At 55.9% G+C, this 18,334-nt stretch carries 19 protein-coding genes; 5 read left to right on the forward strand and 14 right to left on the reverse strand.

Features of this window, described 5'->3' with window-relative positions; translation table 11 throughout:
* Window positions 1-184 precede the first annotated feature (184 nt).
* Both F8R23_RS10550 and F8R23_RS10555 read left to right on the forward strand, forming a co-directional pair.
* A complete protein-coding gene (locus tag F8R23_RS10550; protein WP_129935555.1) occupies window positions 185-805 on the forward strand; it encodes a carbonic anhydrase in 621 nt (206 codons plus the stop codon).
* Window positions 802-2,301 carry a SulP family inorganic anion transporter gene (locus F8R23_RS10555; protein WP_129935557.1) on the forward strand — a complete coding sequence of 500 codons (1,500 nt, stop codon included), beginning with the start codon at window positions 802-804 and terminating at the stop codon, window positions 2,299-2,301. The genes F8R23_RS10550 and F8R23_RS10555 overlap by 4 nt, the downstream gene beginning before the upstream one ends.
* Window positions 2,302-2,513: 212 nt before the next feature.
* Here the strand turns inward: F8R23_RS10555 and F8R23_RS10560 are convergent, their stop codons facing one another.
* The 8 genes from F8R23_RS10560 to F8R23_RS10595 form a co-directional block, all read right to left on the reverse strand.
* Entirely contained in the window at window positions 2,514-2,720 is a 207-nt protein-coding gene (locus F8R23_RS10560) for a DUF596 domain-containing protein (RefSeq protein ID WP_129935559.1), read from the reverse strand.
* Between the two features lie 236 nt (window positions 2,721-2,956).
* Window positions 2,957-3,253, reverse strand: a complete 297-nt coding sequence (locus F8R23_RS10565) for a hypothetical protein (RefSeq protein ID WP_129935561.1) — start codon at window positions 3,251-3,253, stop codon at window positions 2,957-2,959.
* A 25-nt stretch (window positions 3,254-3,278) separates the two neighbouring features.
* Window positions 3,279-3,743, reverse strand: a complete 465-nt coding sequence (locus tag F8R23_RS10570) for a YehS family protein (protein ID WP_099063977.1) — start codon at window positions 3,741-3,743, stop codon at window positions 3,279-3,281.
* 210 nt (window positions 3,744-3,953) lie between these two features.
* Window positions 3,954-4,853: a phosphonate ABC transporter, permease protein PhnE gene (gene phnE / locus F8R23_RS10575; RefSeq protein ID WP_112350187.1), complete on the reverse strand. Its 900-nt coding sequence runs from the start codon at window positions 4,851-4,853 to the stop codon at window positions 3,954-3,956.
* On the reverse strand, window positions 4,850-5,713 hold the full coding sequence (gene phnE / locus F8R23_RS10580) for a phosphonate ABC transporter, permease protein PhnE (RefSeq protein WP_099063976.1): 864 nt from the start codon (window positions 5,711-5,713) through the stop codon (window positions 4,850-4,852). Before phnE (F8R23_RS10580) ends, phnE (F8R23_RS10575) begins: the two co-directional genes overlap by 4 nt.
* Window positions 5,714-5,896: 183 nt before the next feature.
* Entirely contained in the window at window positions 5,897-6,829 is a 933-nt protein-coding gene (gene phnD, locus F8R23_RS10585) for a phosphonate ABC transporter substrate-binding protein (protein WP_099063975.1), read from the reverse strand.
* 44 nt (window positions 6,830-6,873) lie between these two features.
* On the reverse strand, window positions 6,874-7,707 hold the full coding sequence (gene phnC, locus F8R23_RS10590) for a phosphonate ABC transporter ATP-binding protein (protein ID WP_099063974.1): 834 nt from the start codon (window positions 7,705-7,707) through the stop codon (window positions 6,874-6,876).
* 119 nt (window positions 7,708-7,826) lie between these two features.
* Window positions 7,827-8,849: a zinc-binding alcohol dehydrogenase family protein gene (locus F8R23_RS10595; RefSeq protein WP_165367283.1), complete on the reverse strand. Its 1,023-nt coding sequence runs from the start codon at window positions 8,847-8,849 to the stop codon at window positions 7,827-7,829.
* A 137-nt stretch (window positions 8,850-8,986) separates the two neighbouring features.
* Between F8R23_RS10595 and F8R23_RS10600 the strand changes: the two genes are divergently transcribed.
* Together F8R23_RS10600 and F8R23_RS10605 are read left to right on the forward strand one after the other, a co-directional pair.
* Window positions 8,987-9,892 (forward strand): GntR family transcriptional regulator, encoded by a 906-nt coding sequence (locus tag F8R23_RS10600; protein WP_129938523.1) that lies wholly within the window; start codon window positions 8,987-8,989, stop codon window positions 9,890-9,892.
* 226 nt (window positions 9,893-10,118) lie between these two features.
* Entirely contained in the window at window positions 10,119-11,477 is a 1,359-nt protein-coding gene (locus tag F8R23_RS10605) for an MFS transporter (RefSeq protein ID WP_129935567.1), read from the forward strand.
* Between the two features lie 38 nt (window positions 11,478-11,515).
* On the opposite strand, the gene trpS is transcribed toward F8R23_RS10605, so the two are convergent.
* Together trpS and F8R23_RS10615 are read right to left on the reverse strand one after the other, a co-directional pair.
* The gene (gene trpS / locus F8R23_RS10610; protein WP_112350183.1) at window positions 11,516-12,523 is read right to left on the reverse strand and encodes a tryptophan--tRNA ligase; all 1,008 of its coding nucleotides are present in this window, start codon (window positions 12,521-12,523) and stop codon (window positions 11,516-11,518) included.
* A gap of 158 nt (window positions 12,524-12,681) precedes the next feature.
* Window positions 12,682-13,617 (reverse strand): LysR family transcriptional regulator, encoded by a 936-nt coding sequence (locus tag F8R23_RS10615; RefSeq protein WP_129938524.1) that lies wholly within the window; start codon window positions 13,615-13,617, stop codon window positions 12,682-12,684.
* 127 nt (window positions 13,618-13,744) lie between these two features.
* Here F8R23_RS10615 and F8R23_RS10620 point away from each other — a divergent pair, with 127 nt between their 5' ends.
* Entirely contained in the window at window positions 13,745-14,491 is a 747-nt protein-coding gene (locus F8R23_RS10620; protein ID WP_129935571.1) for an SDR family NAD(P)-dependent oxidoreductase, read from the forward strand.
* Between the two features lie 96 nt (window positions 14,492-14,587).
* On the opposite strand, the gene F8R23_RS10625 is transcribed toward F8R23_RS10620, so the two are convergent.
* From F8R23_RS10625 to F8R23_RS10640, 4 genes are all read right to left on the reverse strand, one after another.
* Window positions 14,588-15,115, reverse strand: coding sequence for a cysteine hydrolase family protein (locus F8R23_RS10625; protein ID WP_129938525.1), 528 nt, complete (start codon window positions 15,113-15,115; stop codon window positions 14,588-14,590).
* Between the two features lie 27 nt (window positions 15,116-15,142).
* On the reverse strand, window positions 15,143-16,246 hold the full coding sequence (locus F8R23_RS10630) for a suppressor of fused domain protein (protein ID WP_129935575.1): 1,104 nt from the start codon (window positions 16,244-16,246) through the stop codon (window positions 15,143-15,145).
* 164 nt (window positions 16,247-16,410) lie between these two features.
* On the reverse strand, window positions 16,411-17,283 hold the full coding sequence (locus F8R23_RS10635; RefSeq protein WP_129938526.1) for an oxygenase MpaB family protein: 873 nt from the start codon (window positions 17,281-17,283) through the stop codon (window positions 16,411-16,413).
* Between the two features lie 58 nt (window positions 17,284-17,341).
* Entirely contained in the window at window positions 17,342-18,322 is a 981-nt protein-coding gene (locus F8R23_RS10640) for a quinone oxidoreductase family protein (protein WP_151415604.1), read from the reverse strand.
* Between the last annotated feature and the right edge of the window lie 12 nt (window positions 18,323-18,334).

Below are 18,334 nucleotides of genomic sequence, written 5' to 3' on the forward strand. Positions count from 1 at the left end.
AAACAGACTTGAAAGTAGAGTATTTAACCAAGACCACCTCGATATAGAAAACTTTACACAAACCCTGCTTATCATTCGCACAATGATTGGACTAACCTAGGTCTGGAGTTTTTACTAGTGGCGGCGGCCTGCACGTCAGCGCCGAACTTTCTCGCTGCTAAATACCCTGACCCAAGGAGCCCCCATGACATTGATTAATCATCTGCTGGTTAAAAACCGCAGTTGGGCAACCCAGCAACAAGCGCGCGATCCCAATTTCTTCCCGCAGTTGGCACAGGCGCAGAAACCGCACACGCTGTGGATTGGCTGTTCCGACAGCCGGGTCCCCGCCGAAACCCTCGTTCGTGCACAGCCCGGCGAACTGTTTGTACACCGCAATATCGCCAATATGGTCGAAGAGCAGGATGATAATTTGATGAGCGTGGTGCAATACGCGGTCGAACATCTGGAGGTTGAGGCCATCGTGATTTGCGGGCATTACGGCTGCGGTGGCATCCAATCTGCCTTGAGCAGCCGCGACACCCTCAGTAAGGACTCACTAACCCGCCGCCTCAATTCGCTGCGTACTAGCCTGGAACCGCATTTGCCATTGGGCAACGATACCCAGGACGACGAAACGACTCACCTGAACCAGGCGGCGCACACCAACGTACAGCTCCAGCTCAGTACCCTCAGCAAAACCCAGTTGATTCAACGCGCCTGGCGACACAATGCCCGCTTGACGCTGGTCGGCTGCATTTACGATATGCATACCGGATTTTTGAATGTGCTGGAGCAGCGTAACGCCGCCGGGAGGGTGACATGAATCGCGCCGATCTGCGTTTTGACCTGCCCGCCGGGCTGGTGGTGTTTCTGGTCGCCCTGCCGCTGAGCCTGGGCATTGCGCAAGCCAGCGGTGTCCCGCCGTTCGTCGGCCTGCTGACCGGGGTGATCGGCGGCATTGTCGTCACCCTGCTCAGCCCTTCCCCGTTTTCGGTCAGCGGCCCCGCCGCCGGGCTGGTGACCATTGTCACCGGTGCCATGGTAACGCTGGGCGACTTCCCGTCGTTTTTGCTCGCCTTGTTATTGGCCGGCGTGTTGCAACTGGCATTCGGCCTGCTGCGTGGCGGCAAGCTGGCGGCGCTGATCCCCGGAGCGGTGATCCACGGTATGTTGGCCGCCATCGGTATTTTACTGATCCTGCAACAGTTGCCATTAGCCATGGGTTATCCGTCAGGGCATGGTCTGAGTGAGAAACCGTCTGGCGCACAATTGCGGGGGGATATCGCTCCGGCGGCGGTGTCACTGACACTGGGTGCCCTGCTGCTGATCGGTTTCTGGGGGCGCTCATCGCTCAAACAACGTCTGCGGCTGACGGCATTACCCGGCCCTCTGGTCGCCGTGTTGTGGGGCTGTCTGTTTGTCTGGCTCGGCCAGAAGATTTGGCCCACCATTGGCACTTTGCCGCGGATAGAGTTGCCGGCACTGAACAGTGTTGAAGCGCTGCAGACACAATTTTCCCTACCGAACTGGCAAGCGTGGCGCAACCCGGCGGTTTATCTGGTGGCAATTACCCTGGCGATTGTCGCCAGCCTGGAAACCCTGCTGAGCCAGGAAGCCTTGAAAAAGATGGCACCGATGATGCCGGAACCCTCCGCCGATAAAGAGCTACGCGCGCAAGGCGTGGGCAACTGCATTAGCGGGCTGCTGGGCGGTTTACCGATTACCGCCGTGATCGTGCGCAGCTCTGCCAACGTGCAGGCCGGTGCACGCAGCCGGGTGTCTATTTTGCTGCACGGCGTACTGTTGCTGCTCAGTGCGTTGCTGTTTGCCGAGCTGCTCAACAGCATCCCGCTGGCCAGTCTGGCGGCCATCCTGATCTACACCGGTTTTAAGCTGGCGCACCCGCGTATTTTTATCAGTCTGTGGCGTCAGGGCCTGCAACAGTTCGTCCCTTTTGCCGCGACGATCGGCGGTATTCTGGCATTTGGCATGCTGGCGGGCATTGCGATCGGCCTGGCGGCGCAACTGCTGTGGAGCCTGTACCAAAGCAATCGTCACGCCCTGCATCTGACCCGCTACGACGACCATTATCTGCTTCAGTGCCAACAAAATCTGACCTTTCTCAACAAGATGCGCCTGAAGCATTTATTGGCGCAAATAGAGCCCAACAGCACGGTGATTATCGATTGCGAAGGGATTAACTACCTGGACGACGATATCCGCGCGATGCTCAACGAATACCGCCAAACGGCGGCGGATAAACAGATCAACATCAGTCTGCATCCACCGGCCAACATTCTGGCACGCGAAATCTCTTAAACGAAAACGGCGCCGGGTATGAAACCCGGCACCGTGAGGACAGCGGTCAGAAACCTGACTGCGGATTTTAGGTTACGTTTTATGTGTCACCTTACGGGCAATTAATTGATATTATTAATTCTTAATGGTTTTTTTATTTTGACGTGTATTGTCAGTTGAGGCAGGAAAAAAATCGATAAAAACGGCTCCGAAGAACCGTTTCTATGTGCAGGTCAGGTCCAATCTTCATAGCCGCTGTCATGGATCCAGACGATTCCAGCGGGGCATTCTTCTGTCAGAAACCAGAATCCGTCAAAGGCATCGGCATCCATTTCCTCCTGATTTTCAGGAAAATTCTCGCAATACAGTGTAATTTGATCTGCAACACTTCCCTCCCAAAATTCTCCCCGACTGGCTAAGTTTATTTTTCCATCCTGCATAAGGCGATATAGGAGCTCTAAAAAATAATCTTTTTTCTCCTCATACTACATTGAGGTTTTTTCGAAGTTATCAGCTCTCATGGCTGACCACACAGTACCAATAGATGTTCCTTCTAGTTCGTCACTAAATACCTTGTATTCTTCATCGCTATACAGCATGTGGAAACCTCATCGAAACTTTATTTCAATTCTCTTCTTAACTTTTCCTTGCAGGGTTTCAAGGCTTTCGTTGCCAACTATATCAATAGTCCAGCGAGCTTTTTTTCATCCCTACTTGAATACTCCCTCAGATTGATAGTCACCCCATCTTTCTTTGCAAAGTAAACCATGCCCTTAGGGATTTTCTTCTCTTCCAATGGTACGGCTCCTGCCAATGATTGGGCGTAGTCGATGATTTCTTGTCTTGACAGTTTTTCCGTCGCAAAAACTTTGGTCGTTCCGTATTTATTGCTCCCACCCTCGCCCAGCATCTGTTCGAACTGCTGGCCCCCTCTCCCCCGAAACCAATAAAAAAGGCGTAATCTTTCGATCACGCCTTAATCACCACCGGGGTGTTATTTATGCACCACGAAGACGTTGCGCCAACCCTTTGAGGAAGTAACGCAGCATCTGGTCGCCACAAGGACGGAAATTTTTGGTGCCTTCTTTGCGGAACAGCGCGCTCAGTTCCGGTTTGGAAATGCGGAACTCCACGGCGGTGAAGATCTGGTGCATGTCGGTATCTTTCAACTCGAAGGCTACACGCAGCTTTTTCAACACCAGATTATTGGTGACAGGCAGCTCCACTTCCGGCGCCGGGAACTTGTCGTCCTTACCGCGCTTGAAGAACACCAGACCGTTCAGGAAGTGTGCCATCACTTCGTCCGGACAGTTTTCGAAACCTGGCTCACCTTCCTTGATGACGTAAGTGCTCATTGCCGAGACCGCAACGTCGAAATTATCCAGCTTGATAATCTCAACCATTTTCGCGTCGTTAATATTCAGCATGTAGCGCACGCTGCGCAGCACATCATTGTTGATCATAGAATTGCCTTTACCCTTTGTACTTGAAACTGTGGCGGTGTTGGCTGCCTTCACTCACCCAAATCACTGACTTTAGTCAGCTCATTGGCATTCGTTCAGTTGCCGCCTTGCCGCAATTCCAATTACTTTGGGTAATTAACGCGAGGGGCTGACAAAAAACGGCCGCACAGTTGAATATGTGCGGCAGTATAGGGATCAGAGCGGGGTTTCTCAATCGATTTGGCTTTTTTGCTGATACAGCGGGATGTCTTCGCCAATGATGTATTTATTGCGCAGGATGGACGATACCTTATCCATAATCATCACCACCACCACCAGGATCAGGGTGATAAACATCACCACGTCCCAGTTCCACAGCCGCATGTTCTCCGCATACACCAGGCCGATACCGCCGGCGCCAACGAAGCCCAGCACCGCAGCAGAACGGGTGTTGGATTCAATCTGGTACAGGCTGAGCGCTAAAAATGTGGGGAACGACTGGGTAAAGATACCGTAGCGGTGCTTTTGCAGGCCGTTAGCTCCCACCGCCGTCAGACCCCGGCTGGGGGATTTATCTACCGCTTCGTGCCCTTCGGCGTACAGTTTGCCTAGCAGCCCGACGTCCTGCATCACGATCGCCAGTACCCCAGCCAGCGGCCCCATGCCAACGGCGCGTACAAAAATCAGCCCCCAAATCGCCATGTCGATACCGCGCAAGACATCCAGCAGGCGGCGCACCAGCACCGAGATCGGTCGCAGCAACGGCGTCGACATCACGTTGCGCGCCGCAAAGAACGACAGCGGCAAGGCGATCAACGAGGCGGTAAGGGTGCCGGCAAACACGATGCCGATGGTGATAAATATCTGTTGGAAGTAGTACATGAACGGCCAGTTGACGAAATCGTGCCAGACGAACATGCGCATAAAGTAGCGGCCGAGCTGGTGGCAACCGTTAATAAATTGTGGCCAGGCAATGCCGAAGAACTGGAAGAAGAACAGGTAATACAGTGCAATCGCCACCGCCACAATACCGATAGTGCGCAGGTAGCGGCGCTGCTGTGAAAATATCTCCGGATGCTGCTGTTTGAGCGTTTGCAGCTTTTCCGCCGAAATAGTGGGTGCCGTTATCATTTTTTCCCCTCCACGACTCGTTTGCGCAGTTCACCTGAGGTGTAATCCAGCAGCGAAACCACCAGGATAATCAGCAGCAGCGTCATGCTGACCTGATCGTAGCGATCGAGTTTGATGTTGGTCATCAACTCCTGCCCGATGCCACCCGCCCCCACCAATCCCAAAATGGTTGACTGGCGGAAGTTGATTTCCAGCCGCATAAAGCTGTACGAAAGAAACACCGGCTTCACCTGGGGCCACATGCCAAAACGCATGCGCTGCAACGGGGTCGCACCGCAGGCCATCAGCCCGCGTACCGGCTTGTTGGAGGCGGTTTCAATCGACTCATAAAACAACTTGGTCAGGCTGCCAATGGTGTGCAGCGCCAGCGCCAAAAAGCCGGGAATAGCGCCGATGCCGAACGCCATCACAAACATCACCGCCCACGCCAGTTCCGGCATGGTGCGTAAAAATGCCACCAGCGTGCGGATTGTCAGGCGCAACGTCGCCGGGCTGTGGGTGTTATTGGCCGCCAAAAACGCCAGCACACCGGCCACCAGCACCGAAAGAATGGTCGCCGCCAGCGCCAGCTGCAAGGTTTCCCAGATCAGCGGCAATTGAATGTTCAGCCGGTAACCCCAGTAGGCGAATGACCCTTCGGTGTGGCCATCGGCGAACAATAAGCGCCAGTGCAGGGTCGGAATGGTTTCCGCCAGATAGTCAAAGAAGTGGGGGATCGATAGCCATACGGTGTGCAGGTTGAACTCGGCGATGTTGCCGGCGCCCAGGTAGAGCACCACCAGACCGAGCGACCAGATCAGCGTCTCACGCTTTTGCTTGCTGCGGATTTGCTGGTAATAGTGCGCAAAATCTTTATTCAAAATATACCCTTCATCTTTCAAATCGCAGGGGTGTTGACTGCCTTCACTCACCCCAGTCACTTGGTAGGCCAAGCTCCTGAGGCCTCACTCAGTTGCCGCCTACCTGCGATGTGAAATCTATTGGGTATAGGCTTCCGACGTGAGTCATTCAACGGGGTTCAGACAGGCCGAACCCCGGCAGTATTAACGGTCGCCTTTGGTCAACTCACGCTTCATATCGATGATGTTCTGGTATTCCGCCAGTGTGGTGTCGCCGATGTGTTGTTTGCCGCCCATCGCCTTGATAAAGCACTGGTGGTCTTCCTTATCCAGCTTCTTGATGGCAGTCACGACTTTGGCTTTGAATTCTGCCGGCAATGCATTACTCACCAGGATTGGGCCGTTCGGGATCAGTGGCGACTGCCAGATAATACGGATCTGTTTCATCAGGTCCGGATGATCCATGCGGATCATGCGAGTGAATGCGCCGCTGGTGTAGCCGGTATTGTAGTCGCCGATCATCGACGCCCAGGTCACTGCGCCTTCGAACTGACCGTTCAGCACGCCGAGGACGTCCTGCTCATGGCCACCGGAGAAGGTCACACTGGAGAAAGCGTTGTTGTATTTATTGTCTACCGTGCCGCCGAACAGTTTCTTGAATTCCTGGTTCGGGATCAGGAAGCCGGAAGTGGAATCCGGATCGGCGAAGCCCACCGCCTTGCCTTTCAGGTCTTCCAGCTTTTTATACGGGCTACCGGCTTTAACGATCACCACCGAGTGGTAACCACGGGATTGGTCAACGTCATCCACCGCGATACCGACGATATCCACCGCTTTCGGATCCTTGATGTACACCGAAGCAAATGACGACGGCGACATGCTCAGCACCAGGTCAATTTTGCCGCCCAGTAGCCCCTGGATCACGCCGGAATAGTCGGAGGAGTTGCGCAGCTTGGTATCGACGCTCAGCTCTTTGTCCAGGAACTGCTTAACGCACTGGTTATCACCAATCTGCTGGGTGGCGTTTTGCCCACCGAGAATGCCCAGGTTCAGTACTTTAGGTGCGTCCGCTGCGGTAGCATTAAATACCATCATCGCGCCGGCCATCAGGGTGGTCAGACTCAATACTTTTTTCATTACGATGCCTTGTGTGTGTAAAGGTAAAAGTGAAAATAAGGGTTTCAATGGATTTGATTGGCTTCCTCGCCATACAGCTGGTGCAGTATCCGTTCGTTCAGTTGCGACGGATGACCGTCAAACACGATTTTGCCCTGGGCAATGCCGATCACCCGGGTGCAGTATTCTTTCACCAGTTCGACCGAATGCAGGTTCACCATCACCGCGATGTCGTTTTCGCTGACTTTTTGCAGCGCATCCATAATGCGACGGGTGTTTTTCGGATCGAGAGATGCCACCGGCTCATCGGCCAGCAGAATTTTGGGGTTTTGCATCAGCGCGCGGCAGATCGCCACTCGCTGCATCTGGCCGCCCGACAGGTTCTCGGCGCGCTGCAACGCATGCGGGAGCATATTGAGCCACTGCAGCAGTTCAATGGCGCGGGCACGGTCGGCGTCGTCAAACAGCTTGAAGAAGGATTTCAGGGTGGAGGTGTGGCTCAGACGACCCAGCAACACGTTGGTCATCACGTCCAGCCGCGGCACCAGACAGAAGTCCTGGAAAATCATGCCACAGCGTGAACGCCACTGGCGCATCTGGCGGGCGGTCAACTGGGCGATATCCTGCGCCACGCCGTCGTCTTCAAAATGCAGCATTTCGCCGCAGCTCGAAGGAATGGTGCCGTTTAGGGTATGCAGCAGAGTGGATTTACCGGCACCGGAACGGCCGATCACCGCCACGAACTCACCCACGTGCAGGTCGAAGTTGATATCGTCCAGCACCCGTTGCTGAGATTTATAAGCTTTGCCTAAGCCTTTTACCGATAGCACCTTGCGGGATGACATCGGTTGTTGCCCTGGAAAGTCGGTCGTTGCAAGTTTTAACTGTGCCTGAGCCATATGATTTCTCTGGTTTCAGTGGCTAATCATTATGGGCACCTATTAACGAATAACTTTGTGACAACGGGATGATGGTTTTATGGCTGGGAAATGACGCGTGCCGTCATTTCCCATTGGGATTAAAAGCGAATAAGGCCTTTAATTAGCTGTTTGTTGTTGATGACCTGCGCTTCGTAAGCCTCCGCCAGGCTGTCGAAATCAAAGTGATGGGTCAACATCATCTGGGCGGTGATCGCCCCCGTCGCCATTAACCGGCCGACCTTGACGAAATCTTCTTCGGTAGCGTTACGACTGCCCATCAGGGTGGTTTCCTTTTTGTGGAACTCAGGATCCGAGAATTGCAAATCCCCCTTGAACAACCCAACAAAAACGATACTGCCGCCGTGACGGATCAGGTTGACGGCATGGTTCATCGCCTGCGCACTGCCGGTGGCGTCGATCACTTTCGCCGCCAGCATGCCGCCAAACTGGCCGCGCAGCCTGGCTTCAAACTGATCGTCCAGCGGATTGAGCGCCGGCAATTGCAGCACCCGTTCGACATGCCGTCGTCGTTCGGCGCTGGTATCGGCCACCACCACCTGTGCCCCATCGGCTTTGGCTATCGCCGCCACACCCAAGCCGATTGGCCCGGCACCTACCACCAATAACGGATCGTCCGGCGCTATGGCCGCACGGCGGACTGCATGGGCGCTGATGGCAAACGGCTCAATCAGGGCTGCCGCCTCTGGCGCCACGTCGTCCACCGCCAGCAGGTTACTGACCGGCACGCTGAGAAACTCGCTGAAGCCGCCGTCCTGATGTACACCAATCACCGAAATATTCTCGCAGCAGTTGGTTTTGCCGCTCAGGCAGGCACCGCAATGATGACAGGAAAGATAAGGCATCACCGTCACGCGCTGCCCAATCCGCCAGCCCGTCGCTTGGCTGCCCAGACTGATAATCTCACCGCATATCTCGTGCCCCAGCACCCGCGGATAACTAAAGAAAGGTTGCTGACCGGACCAGGCGTGAATATCCGTACCACAAATGCCCACGGTAATCATTTTGATCACCGCCTCGGCCGGTGCGGGAAAAGGGGCCGGACGTTGCTGATAAATTAATTTCGTCGGTTGATCGAGCACTAATACTTTCATTGTTTTCATAACGTCCCCTCGGTTATTGGGAGAGTTATTAAATAAAAATGCCGAACGGCAATAAATTGGTGGGTAAATCTGTGAGGCAGTACAAAATAAACCGCTTTAAATTGGTTTTAAATAGATAAAAAACAGCCGAGGCTCATATGAGCAGAACCCAAAATCTGCGGCACAATGTCGTTAACCAGATGATTGACGGCATCAACAGTGGCCACCTGCGCTCGCCGCTGCCGTCTCAGGCTGCGTTGGCCGAAATGTACAACATCAGCCGCACCACGGTGCGCCATACGCTGACGCATTTGTTCCAGCGTGGCGTGCTGGAAAAGGTCGGTGACGACTATGTTATTTTACGCCAGCCGCAGCCGGACGACGGCTTCGACTGCCAAAACCCCTCCCTGGACGAGCAGGGGAAAAGGTTCGAGAAAGCGTTCTATCAGATGATCAATCAGAAGCAACTGCGCGCCGGAGACAGCTTCAGCGAACTGCAACTGGCGCGGTCGGTCAACGTCAGCCCGGTGGTGGTGCGGGAATTTCTGCTGCATTTTAGCCGTTACAATCTGATCGACAGCGTCAAGCGCGGGCAGTGGAGCATGAAACAGTTTGACCAGCGCTATGCCGAACAACTGTTTGAACTGCGACAAATGCTGGAAACGCACGCCCTTTCCCACTTTATCAATCTGCCGGCGCACGATGAACGCTGGCTGCAGGCCAAAGAACTGCTGAGCCGCCACCGCCAACTTCGCGAAGGCATCAGCGACAACTATCGCCTGTTTTCCCAGTTGGATCGTGACTTCCACGGGCTGATCCTCTCCGCCGCCAACAACCCGTTTTTCAACCAGTCGCTGGAGATCATTTCGGTGATTTTTCATTTCCACTATCAGTGGGATGAGACCGATCTAAAACAGCGCAATATTATTGCCATCGAAGAGCACATGACCATTCTCAGTGCGCTGATCTGCCGCAACGATCAGGAAGCCATCAACGCGCTACACCGCCATTTGGATACCGCCAAACAGTCGATGATCCGCTCTCTCAATCAGGCTATCGCTTGAGCTGCCAGGGTGTTTTTTATCAGTAAAAAACACCCTGACATGATTTAAAACCGATAAAAAGCGGCAAAATACTGGCTGCCGCACGGAACCGCAACAAAACTAAGTGCCTAAAATATTTCGCCCTCTAGGCTTACTGCCGACCACCTGCCAATACCTTCACTAAAACACCATCCAGGGGAATACCCGGAATAATAAATATTATTAATGCGAGATTCTGGAGGACGAAATGGAAAGAAGTAATACGATTAACACCGGAAAGGAACAGGTTGAACCCTATTCCGATCACATAATTCCTATGCCACCCGAGGGCATGCTGGTTCGCTCGGCCAGAATTAAAAAAATTCAAACTACGGCCATGTGTTTGCTATTTTTGGCGGCCATAATTAACTTTCTTGATCGCAGTTCACTCTCGGTGGCGAACTCTACCATTCGGCAAGAAATGGGCCTGAGCGGCACCGAAATCGGCTTGCTGCTTTCGGCATTCTCCCTGGCCTACGGTATCGCCCAGTTGCCTTGCGGCCCATTGCTGGACAGGAAAGGCCCGCGCATCATGCTGGGGATCGGCATGTTCGTCTGGTCAGTGTTCCAGACGCTGTCCGGCATGATCCACAATTTCACCCAGTTTATCTGGGTGCGTATCGGGTTGGGGATCGGTGAAGCGCCGATGAACCCGTGCGGCGTAAAGGTGATCAACGACTGGTTCAATATCAAGGATCGCGGTATGCCGATGGGTATTTTCAATGCCGCTTCGACCATTGGGCTGGCGATCAGCCCGCCGATCCTCACCGCCATGATGCTGGCCTTCGGCTGGCGCGGCATGTTCATCACCATCGGTGTGTTGGGCATCGCACTGTCGATCGGCTGGTACATGCTGTATCGCAACCGACAGGACGTCAGCCTGAGTGCCCAGGAACAGGCTTATTTGAATGCCGGGAGCGTCAGCGCAAGGCCAGAACCGATGAACTTTCGCGAATGGCGAGCGCTGTTCAGGAATCGCACCATGTGGGGCATGATGATCGGCTTTAGCGGTATCAACTACACTGCCTGGCTGTATCTGGCCTGGCTGCCGGGTTATCTGCAGACCACTTACCATCTGGATTTGAAAAGCACCGGGCTGATGAGCGCCATCCCATTCCTGTTTGGTGCCGCTGGCATGCTGTCGAACGGCTTTGTCACCGACTTTTTGGTGCGTCGCGGCATGGCGCCGTTGAAAAGCCGTAAAATTTGCATCGTCGCCGGCATGCTGCTGTCCGCTTCCTTTACCGCCGTAGTCGCACAGGCCACTACCACCTACAGCGCGGTGTTGTTGATCGGCATGGCGCTGTTCTGCATCCACTTTGCCGGCACCTCCTGCTGGGGACTGATCCACGTGGCGGTGACCTCCCGCATGACCGCCTCGGTCGGTAGCATTCAAAACTTCGCCAGCTTTATCTTTGCCTCGTTCGCGCCGGTGGTCACCGGTTGGATCCTGGATACCACTCACTCGTTCAGCCTGGCGCTCACCCTCTGCTCCTGCTTCACCGTGATCGGTGCGCTGTCGTATATCTTCGTGGTCAAACAGCCGATCGTTGACAGCGCAGCCTGATGTTTTGCTCACGCCCCCTTTCCACTGGGGGCAAACCTTCAGTTCAGGGAGAAGAAATCCAACCCCAGCGCGGCCTTCACCCGCCCCAGCGTCTGCCGGCTGACCTGGTCGGCGCACCGGGTACCCTGCTGTAAAATGCGCAGCAGTTCGCCCTTGTCGGCCAGGTAATAGGCCCGGCGAGTGCGGATCGGCTCCAGCAGACTTTGCAGGCAGTCTTCCAGCAGGCGTTTGATTTTCATGTCACCCAACCCGCCACGGCGATAGTGTTCCTTCAAATCCGCCACCAGCACGCGGTCATCACAGAAGGCATCCAGATAGGTGAACACCATGTTACCCTCCACCTGGCCGGGATCACTGACGTTCAGATGGCCCGGATCGGTAAACATGCTCATTACCGCCTTATGCACCTGATCGGCGTCGGCCCCCAGGGTAATGGTGTTACCGCGTGATTTCGACATTTTACCCTGCCCGTCCAGCCCCGGCAGTCGGCTAACATTGCTCAGTAAGGGTTGGCACTCCGTCAAAACCTGCTGACCGACAATGCGATTGAAACGTCGGACAATTTCATTGGTTTGCTCCAGCATCGGCAGTTGATCCTCGCCGACCGGCACGTGAGTGGCACCAAAGGCGGTAATATCCGCCGCCTGGCTGACCGGATAAACCAGAAAACCGGCTGGCAGACTGCGGGAGAAGTCCTTCTCGATGATTTCACTTTTCACCGTTGGGTTGCGTTCCAGCCGCGCCACGCTGACCAGGTTGAGGTAATACATCGTCAGCTCGGCCAGCGCAGGTAGCGCGGATTGCAGGCAAATGGTGGTTTTCTGCGGATCGATGCCGACCGCCAGATAGTCGGCCACCAGATTAAGCACGTTGGTGCTGATTTTTTGCGGATTATTGCCGTTATCGGTCAGTCCCTGCAGGTCTGCCACCAACACCGTTTGCTGATGCTGCTGTTGCAGTTCAACGCGCTGACGCAGTGAACCGACGTAGTGGCCTAAATGGAGGGATCCAGTGGCGCGATCGCCGGTCAGAATGGTGTAGCTCATTGCCTTGCTCCTGAAAGTAAAGACACCACCGGATCAACGCAATAAAAATGCCGCCAGAACCGGCGGCATTAAAAAGAGGTGTGAATACCCGTGCCGCCTTCAGAGGAGGCGCCACCAGGACTGGCTGTGAGTGGAGTGCATCGGTATATTCATGGCTTTTAGGCTACGCCCCCGGCAGCCGTGCTGTCAATAACCGCAGGTTGCCAGGTTGCTGCCTGTTCACGGGCTATACGGAAAAATGCCTCGCTCAGCGGTGACGGTGTGCGCCACGCCAGCGCCAATGTATAGGGTACCGGGCTGCCGGTACCGCTCAGTTCGCGGAACACTACCCCGGGGGATTGCAACACCGCAAACAGGGCCGGCATCAGCGCGATCCCCACGCCCCCCGCCACCAGCCCGCCAATGGTCTGCATCTGTCGCGCCTCCTGCACGATACGCGGGCTAAACCCCGCCACGGCACAGGCCTGCAGGATCGCCGTATGCATCCCCGGCCCGTAATGCGCGGGAAACAATATCCAGGACTGATCGGCCAGACTGCTCAAAGTGACTTGCTGCTGCGCCGCCAGCGGGTGGTTTTCCGGCAACGCCAGCACCATGCGATCGTACAGGAAAGGCAGTATCTGCAAGCCCTCCTGTGGCACCACCGGCAGTACCACCATGCCAATGTCGGCACGGTCATCACGCAGTGCGATCAGTTGCTCGGCGGTAGTGGCCTCCTGCAAATGAAACTCCGCCTGCGGATGTGCCTGACGAAACTGCCGCAGGATCCCCGGTAACAGAGCGTTCACCGTGCTGTCGACAAAAGTCAGGCGCAGCGATTCGGTCAGGCCGCGTGCCGCACGCCGGGTATTGCCGAGGGTGCGATCAAACTGCGCCAGCGTGCGCCGTGCCTCAATCAGAAATACCTGCCCTGCTTCGGTGATCCTGGTGATGCGGTTGCCACGCTCCAGCAAAAGCACGCCCAGTTCCTGCTCAATTTTTCTGATGGCGGCGGTCAGCGGTGGCTGTGCCATATGCAAGCGCTCGGCGGCACGGTGAAAACTCATTTCCTCCGCGACGGCGATAAACTGCCGCAACTGACGTAGTTCAATCACACGATACCTTTTTCGTATTTTGGAAGAATAAATAGAGTATTGGATGTATTAACAGAAAAAACCAATACTTTTCCAACCGCAGAACGCCGACGCCATTCCGGCACGGCCAGCGGTAAGGAGAACAGCTATGACGCAACGTACAGCGATTATCACCGGCGGCTCCAGCGGCATTGGGCTGGCTATCGCCCGGCAACTGGCGCAACAGGATTACCGTGTCGCCATCGTGGCACGTGATCCCCAACGCCTGCAGCAGGCAGCGCAGCAAATTGGCCCCGACACCCGCTATTATTCGGCGGATTTGAGCCGCCGTGGGTCAGTGGAAGACGTCGTCGCACAACTCGCTGCCGATCTCGGCACTGTAGATGTATTGATCAACAACGCCGGTTTTACCCGGGTGATTGCCGCCGACACGCCGCTGGCGCAGGCCGAACAGGAATGGGATGCGGTGATCGAGGGGAATCTGAAAAGCACCTTCCTGTTTACCCTCGCGATATTGCCACACCTGCGTAAACCGGGTGGTCGCATCATTAACCTAAGCTCAATTGCCGCCCAGTGTGGCAGCGGTAGCGCCGGGGCGCTGGGGTATTCCGCCGCCAAGGCCGGTGTGCAGGGTTTTACCCTCAGTCTGGCACGCGAACTTGGCGAATTGGGCATTACTGTCAACGCCATTGCCCCGGGCTTTATCGCCGATACCCGCTTCTTCGGCGCCGGGTTGCCGCAGGATCGCATTGACGCCATCAAGGCAGAAACACCTATGGGCCGCACCGGCCGGGTGGAAGACATCGCCAACGCCGCACTGTGGCTGGCGTCAAAAGAAGCCTCATTTATCACCGGCACCATCACCTCAATTAACGGCGGCGCGCGGGTCGGTTAAGAAAACAGAGCTGGCCAAAGTGGCAGCACGCAGGGCGGGATTGAAATATCGTTAGCGGGCCCAACGCATATATCGGGCCCGTTTTTTATCTGGCGATCAGAAGTGAATTTCCGCCGTCGGCAGCGCGTTGATCAACACACCGTAGCTTTCAATATTCGATAGTGTGGCGTTGTGATGGGCGCGGATCTGCAAGCCAGTAGCGTGGGCTTTGTCATGACTGGTATGGGCGTCGGCGGCCAGCGTCACCGGATAGCCTAACCCAGCGGCGCGACGGGTGGTCGTGTCTACGCAAAACTCGGTGGAGTAGCCGCAGACCACCAAATGTGAAACCCCCTTGGCGATCAGCAATGGCCCCAGCCCGGTGCGCAGGAAGGAGTCCGGCGTGGTTTTACCCACCCGATGGTCGCCGTCGTTCACCTGCAAACGGGAGTCAATCTGCCAGGCATCGCTTCCCTGTGCCAACTCATCGTCCGGTGTCTGATGCTGGATAAAAATCACCGGCACCCCGGCCTGACGGGCAGCGGCGCTCAAAGTGTTAATTCGCTCAATCGTCGCTTCGGCATCGGCCGGCGGCGGCGTAAACAACCCTTTCTGCACATCAATAATCAACAGCGCTGACTTCATGATAACTCCCGTGAATTTAATCGAATATCAGCATAACGGTTGGCGCGGACGGAAGATATGGTCAACGCCCTGTTCACGCAACTTACTCACCAGATCGTGGCCGCCATTCGGTGTAGCGTGCGCCAGCAGGCGCTCGGCTTCAAATACCGGGCTGGCCCAAAAAATATTCACCGGATCGCCATACTGTTTCGGCAAGGTCAGGTGCTCGCTGTACGGGTAAAACGACGAGGAGAGCACATAGCCCTCATAACCCTGTGGCGCGACTTCAGACTCCAGGGTATGACCTTCGCCAAACCAGGTAATTTTAGCCCAGGGAGCATGGGCAAACCCGGCCAGCGCACTGGCCATCTGCACCGCGTTCTCCTCGGTCATGTACTGACCGTCGATGGCGATGCCCATTTCCATACGACGGTAGCGGGAAGCGTCGTCGTTAAACAGGATTTCCACCCACGGCATCGGGCGGATGCTGACGCCCATGGTGAGAAAATAGTAGATGCCATCGCGCTCATGCTGAGTAATGGCCATCGGCGGCCATTTACCCTGGTCGATTGCGTAGTATTTCACCGAAGGACCAAAGTGCTGATCGTAAATCGCCTGATAGTCGTTCTGCATTTTTGGCCACGGATTACCCTCTTCCCGCTGCCAGCTACGCCAGAACTGACGGGTACTTTCCGCCAGCGCATACTGGGTATTGGTGGAAGCAGAGCCGAGCGGATAAGCCAGCGGGCTCTCTTTGATGCAACTGGCGGAATAGCACACCGAGTGGTCGATATACAGGCTCCAGCCGGGGATCACTGCCAGCAGTTGACCGTAATACCACAGCGCCGCACCGTCGTCGCTCTCCGTCCAGACCACCATCAGCCCTTCCGGGTTCAGCGGCGCTTCCCCTTCCAGATTGCGGCAAAACTCGGCTGCCAGCATCGGTGGCTGGCCCAACGCCATTGCCGCACTGTCTTCCTGTTGCGGCGCGGCCGCCAGGTTACGCAGCCAGCAGGCTCGCACCTGAAAACGTTCGCTATTTTCTTCTGAAGGATAAATATAAAAATAGGCAGCCCGATGATCTTGCTGAACCACCGCCACCAGCGTCTGGTTCTCATTACTGACTTCAGCAAGTACGTGTGACTCGTTCATATAACCTCAAATAGGCTCAAGGCGCAGAATAATGCTGCACGCTAAATAAAATGGAAATTGGCTTTTGCCCAGTGTAAAGCGCATTAGCGGTCGGATCACCCGTAAAAGTCTCAAAAGTGTCCCTAAACATTGGGTTATTGGTAAGAATTATAGCGTGCGCGGATTCAGACTGGTCGGCCAATTCGCCGTAGTGCACGTTGATAGGAGCCGTTGCGCATCGAGGCTCGCAACACTTTACCTACGCCACCGACACCGGCCCGCACCAGTTTTTGCCGCAACCGGCCGGAAGAAAAATCAAACTGCTGCTGCGCCCAATCCGGCAGCAGATCAATACCCGCCTGCATTACCAGAACGCCAAAAGGTTGTGCCAGCCTGCTCGGTGCCGGAGCCGCCAGAAGAATGCGCGCCACTTCCTGCGTGCGCTCATCACACACCAACTGCGGCCGCATTCGCTGCAGGTAATCTTCGATTTCACAACAGGATACAGGGATATTGCGTGCCCCCAGGGCAGCGGCGACGCGTGCCGCCTCACGGTAATAGCTGTCCTGCTGTTCGCGGGCAAGATGAGGGTTGCGGTAACGCAGATGGCTGGCCAAAAAACAGCGGCTTTCCACCACGTGCACCCAGGTGAGCAGGTCCGGATCGCTGGCGGCATAAGCCCTGCCGTCGCTGCTGACACCGTTGACCCGCAAATGAATGGCTTTGACTTTGGCGATCAACCGTTCGGCCTCGGCAGTGGGGCCAAAGGTGGTGACGGAGACAAACTGGCTGGTACGGCGCAGGCGGCCGAGCATATCGTCACGAAAGTTGGAATGATCCCAGACGCCGGCCAGCGCCAACGGGTGCAGCATTTGCAGCAACAAGGCGCTGACACCGCCACACAGCATCGAGGTGAAATCACTGTGTACCTGCCAGATAACCGACTGCGGCCCAAACAGGCCCGGATCACCCGGCGGGTTCTCAAAATCGACCCCGCCGAGCGCCAGCCCGGTCAGACCGATCACCTGTTTTTCTATCGCCGCACGTATCACTTCCATCCTGACTGACCCCAATTATCGTCTGGCGGCCAGTGTAGCATGCAGGGGAAGGCTGCTTTTAACTCTGCGGGTCGCGATCGCCCAGCAGCACAATCTTACCGGCAAAGCTGCGATCTTCCAGCCGACGGTGGGCAGCCGCGCCTTCGCTCAGCGGGAAGGCTTCGATATGGGGCACGGCAAATTCACCGTTTTGCCAACTGCTGAACAGGCGTTCAGCCCTTTCACGTCGTGCCTCGGCGCTGTTGAGATAAGTCCAGAGGTCACCGCCGACCACGCCTTTGGAATCCATCATCAGGCCGTAGGCAGAAATAGCCGGAGCCTCGCCGCCCGCCATCCCGAAGGTGACGACCCGGCCACCAGGACGCAGCGCGTCGATGCTCTGTTGCAGCGTGATGCCGACCGAGTCGAAACCGTACTCAACACCACCGCCGGTCAGCGCGGCAATTTGCGCGACCCAATCCTGCTGATAGGTGAAGGCTGCTGCAGCACCGTTGTTCAGCGCGATCTGCTGTTTGTGCGCCGAAGACACCACGGCGTAAACCTGTGCGCCACGCGCCACCAGCATGCGGGTCAGGATCTGCCCGACACCGCCCGCCGCTGCATGCACTAACGCGCGATCGCCCGCCTTCACCTGCACGCTGTCATTAATCAGATACTGCGCCGTCAGCCCTTGCAGCAGAATTGAGGCCGCCTCGACGTCGCTCAGGGCTGGTGGTAGCCGCAGTGCATGCCCCACCGGCACATTGATACGCGTGGCGTGACAAAAAGGCACATCGGCGAAACCAATCCGCTCTCCCAGCTGCCAGCCATTGACGCCCTCACCCACGGCGATAATGGTGCCCACGCCTTCGTAACCGCCGATATGTGGCGAGTTACCGTGCAGCACGTAATTGCCCTTGCGGCGGTAGATATCGGCAAAATTCAGCCCGGCAGCACCCATCTGCACCTGCACTGCGCCCGCCGGTACCGCTGGCGTCGGTAACTCAAGGTATTCGAGCACGTCCGGCCCGCCAAAGTGTTCAAACGCTAATGCATGCATGTTGCTGCTCCG

This window comes from Serratia proteamaculans (assembly GCF_008830365.1).
Lineage (GTDB): Bacteria > Pseudomonadota > Gammaproteobacteria > Enterobacterales > Enterobacteriaceae > Serratia > Serratia proteamaculans.